Origin of the sequence: Rhodococcus sp. NPDC057014, assembly GCF_042673295.1 — a bacterium.
GTDB lineage: Bacteria > Actinomycetota > Actinomycetes > Mycobacteriales > Mycobacteriaceae > Rhodococcus_F.
On record NZ_JBHUSF010000544.1, the window covers coordinates 1 to 3,153 of the forward strand.

3 protein-coding genes are annotated in these 3,153 nt (G+C 67.6%); 2 read left to right on the forward strand and 1 reads right to left on the reverse strand.

Features of this window, described 5'->3' with window-relative positions; all coding sequences use genetic code 11:
• Positions 1–133 precede the first annotated feature (133 nt).
• Entirely contained in the window at positions 134–958 is an 825-nt protein-coding gene (locus tag ACFTZB_RS44500) for an NAD-dependent epimerase/dehydratase family protein (protein WP_378442231.1), read from the reverse strand.
• Between the two features lie 185 nt (positions 959–1,143).
• On the opposite strand from ACFTZB_RS44500, the gene ACFTZB_RS44505 reads away from it, so the two are divergent.
• Positions 1,144–2,223 carry an ABC transporter ATP-binding protein gene (locus ACFTZB_RS44505; protein ID WP_378442233.1) on the forward strand — a complete coding sequence of 360 codons (1,080 nt, stop codon included), beginning with the start codon at positions 1,144–1,146 and terminating at the stop codon, positions 2,221–2,223.
• Between the two features lie 52 nt (positions 2,224–2,275).
• The coding region (locus tag ACFTZB_RS44510) for a 5-dehydro-4-deoxyglucarate dehydratase (RefSeq protein ID WP_378442235.1) at positions 2,276–3,153 on the forward strand (878 nt) is incomplete at its 3' end.

Consider the following 3,153-nt stretch of genomic DNA (forward strand, 5'->3'; position numbering starts at 1 on the left):
GGTGCGACCGAGATCAACCTAAAACACCTGGGGTTGCACACCGCGCCTCAACTCGAGGGTTTGGGGCGAATCACCCGCCTCTACAGGGTCCGCCGCGGCCGAGGGGGGCGCCCCCGGCCCCCACCTCGGGATGTCACCGCATCCGCTGCCCGAGCGGGTGGTCGCAGAACGCTCCGCCGACCCGCTGGAGGATCGGGTCGTCGAAGGACCACTCGTGGTCGGCGAGGAACTCGTCCGCGAACACCTCCGCGTCGTCCCGGGGTTCGTACCCGATGGCGGCGCCCTCCGCTGCGGACCACCAGCTGCGCGTGTTCCGCGAGATGCCCCACACTGTGTGAAATCCCTTGGCGGAGTCGGACAGTGCGGCCTCGATCAGGCGGGCGGTGTCGGCCGGGGACACCCAGGACGCGAGCCCGCGGTAGTTGGGCGGGCGGTCGAAGCTCGAGCCGATGCGCAGGTTGACGACGTCGATGCCGAAACGGTCGTGGTACAGCCGGCCCAGTGCCTCGACCGCTGCCTTGCTCCAGCCGTAGAACCCGTCCGGGCGCGGCGGAACGTCGCCGGGCAGCGGGTCACCACCGGCCTCCGCGTGCGTCCAGAAGCCCACGGCGTGGTTGCTCGACGCTGCGATCACGCGCGTCACGCCGTGTGCGACGGCGGCCTCGAACACCGCCTGGGTGCCGTCGACGTTGACGGACAGAATGTTCTCCCACGAGTCCTCGGTGCTGAGTCCGCCCAGGTGGAGCACGGCGTCGACGCCGTCGACCGCGGCGGCGACGGCGGCGCGGTCGGTGACCGAACCCTGTACGTACTCCTCGTGTTCGGGGTCGATGTCGGTGATGTCGGCGATGTCGAACAGGCGGAGGGTGCGGCCGGGCTTGCGGAGCAACGGCCGCAGCATCTTGCCCATGTTTCCTGCGGCGCCGGTGATCAGCAGACGCGAGGCGGTGTCGGTCATGTCTTCTCGTACCTCTCTGGGGTGAGTCTTGTAATGCACATCACGGTAGTACATACTTCGAAACGAAGTCACTAACTTGGCGCAGATTCACGTATGTGAACAAAATATGGGAATCGGCCGTCTGCTTCACACTCCCACTCGGATCGTCCGGCACGTTCCTGCCGGTGAAGGGACCTCCCACCATCATGGCAACAGTCGCATTCCACGGCGTCACCAAGTTGTTCCCCGGCGGAGACAAGGCCGCGGTCGACCACCTGGACCTCCACATCGACGACGGCGAATTCCTCGTCCTCGTCGGACCGTCCGGCTGCGGAAAGTCGACGTCCCTGCGCATGCTCGCCGGACTCGAAGACGTGGACAAGGGCACGATCGCGATCGGCGGCAACGACGTCACCGAGTTCCAGCCGAAGGACCGTGACATCGCCATGGTCTTCCAGAACTACGCCCTCTACCCCCACATGACGGTGGGGGAGAACATGGGCTTCGGCCTCCGGATCGCCGGCGAGGACAAGGCGGAGATCACGCGGCGCGTGCAGGACGCCGCCAGGATCCTCGACCTCACCAAGTTCCTCGACCGCAAGCCCAAGGCCCTCTCCGGTGGCCAGCGGCAGCGAGTGGCCATGGGGCGCGCCATCGTTCGCAAACCGCAGGTGTTCCTGATGGACGAGCCGCTGTCCAACCTCGACGCCAAGCTCCGCGTGCAGACCCGCGCGCAGATCTCGGCGCTGCAGCGCCGGCTCGCCACCACCACCGTCTACGTGACGCACGATCAGGTCGAGGCCATGACGATGGGTGACCGCGTCGCCGTCCTGAAAGACGGCGTTCTCCAGCAGTGCGACACTCCCCGCCGCATGTACGAGCACCCGAACAACGTGTTCGTCGCCGGGTTCATCGGCTCGCCCGCGATGAACCTGCTCGAACTTCCCCTCGTCGACGGCGGTGTCAGCTTCGGCGGCTCCGTGGTCCCCGTTCCGCGTGCCGCGATCGCCGGGATCGGGGAGCACTCGGTCACGCTCGGTGTGCGTCCCGAGGATCTCGCGATCACCACGGGCAGCGGGCTCGACGTCACCATCGACGTCGTCGAGGAACTCGGCGCCGACGCATACGTCTACGGCCAGGCGGACATTCACGGTCGCAGGCAGCCCATCGTCGTTCGCGCCGACGGCCGCATCCCGCCGAAGCGCGGAGAGGTGATCACGCTGTCGTACGCGGCCGAGCGCACGCATCTGTTTTCCACCGTCACCGGTGACCGTCTCGTCGACTAGCGGCGACCCGGTTCTCCGACCGACACCCGACCACCTTTATCAAGGAGTAACCATGCTCGACGGAGTTCTCTTCTTTCCTGTCACCCCGTTCGACGGCAACGGCGACGTCGATCTGCCCGCACTGGCACAGCACATCGAATCCGGTGTCGCAGCCGGACCGGGCGGAGTGTTCGCGGCGTGCGGCACCGGCGAATTCCACGCACTGTCCGCGGCCGAGTTCCGGACCGTCGTGGAAACGGTGGTCGCGGTCACCGGCGGCCGGGTCCCCGTCTTCGCCGGCGCCGGAGGGCCGCTGCCCGTCGCGAAAGAGTTCGTGGCCGCCGCCGCGGACGCGGGCGCCGACGGCATCCTGCTCCTGCCGCCCTATCTCGTCGGAGCGCCTGCCAACGGCCTCGTGGAGTACGTGCGGCAGGTATCGGAGTCGAGCGACCTCCCGGTCATCGTGTACCACCGCGCGAACGGCCAATTCACCGAGCAGAGCGCTCTCGAGGTCGCGCGACTGCCGAAGGTCGTCGGGTTCAAGGACGGCGTCGGCGACCTCGACCTGACGTCGCGAATCGTGCGCACGCTGCGGGATGCGCTCGGCGACAAAGAGTTTCAATTCTTCAACGGCCTCCCGACGGCCGAGGTCTCGCAGCAGGCCTACCGGAGCATCGGCGTCACCCTCTACTCGTCGGCGACGTTCGCCTTCGCCCCGGACGTGTCGCTCGCCTACTACCGGGCGCTCGAGGACGACGACACCGAACTGGTCGACTCACTCAACCGCGAGTTCTTCCATCCGCTGGTCCGGCTCCGCGACACCACTCCCGGATACGCGGTCGCGCTGGTGAAGGCGGGCGTGACGTTCACCGGCCTCGACGCCGGTTCGGTGCGGGCGCCGCTCGTCGACGCCAGCGCCGAGCACCGGTACGCATTGGAGCAGATCCTGGC

Coding starts and splice junctions, on each gene's coding strand:
- ACFTZB_RS44500 (WP_378442231.1), bottom strand. CDS start 958: ATGACCGACACCGCCTCGCGTCTGCTGATCACCGGCGCCGCAGGAAAC.
- ACFTZB_RS44505 (WP_378442233.1), top strand. CDS start 1,144: ATGGCAACAGTCGCATTCCACGGCGTCACCAAGTTGTTCCCCGGCGGA.